Source organism: Mycobacterium sp. 852002-51971_SCH5477799-a, from assembly GCF_001667145.1.
Taxonomy (GTDB): Bacteria; Actinomycetota; Actinomycetes; order Mycobacteriales; family Mycobacteriaceae; genus Mycobacterium.
Map to the genome: position 1 here is coordinate 1 of NZ_LZIF01000002.1, position 533 is coordinate 533.

The following is a 533-nucleotide window of genomic DNA, read 5'->3' on the forward strand; positions in this document are numbered from 1 at the left end:
GACCAGCCCGGCACCCCCCGGCTGGTCGGCTACATCACCGGGGCCGCTGACCCGGTCGCGGCGCGCGCCGCGCTGGCCGAGCGGTTGCCCGAGCATATGGTGCCCGCCGCGGTGGTGGCGCTTGACGCGTTGCCGTTGACGGCCAACGGCAAACTCGACACCCGCGCCCTGCCCGCCCCGGACTACACCAGCGCCGGGCGCTACCGCGCCGCGGGCGATGCGGTCGAAGAGATCTTGGCCGGCATTTATGCCGACATCTTGGGTGTGCAGCGGGTCGGGGTCGATGATTCGTTCTTCGAGCTGGGTGGGGACAGCATCGCGGCGATGCGGGTGATCGCGGCGATCAACACCACCCTGGATACCGACCTTGCGGTGCGCACCGTGTTCGAGGCACCCACGATCGCCCAGTTAGCACCCCGCGTCGGTGGGTCAAGCGGTGGGCTGGCCCCGCTGGTGGCCCAGGAGCGTCCGGCGGTGGTGCCGTTGTCGTTTGCCCAGCAGCGGTTGTGGTTTATCGATCAGTTGCAGGGGCC

General features: G+C 70.0%; 1 protein-coding gene. It reads left to right on the forward strand.

What is annotated here, in order from left to right:
- On the forward strand, window positions 1–533 hold a 533-nt coding region (locus tag A5753_RS00010), incomplete at both ends, for a phosphopantetheine-binding protein (RefSeq protein ID WP_156655831.1).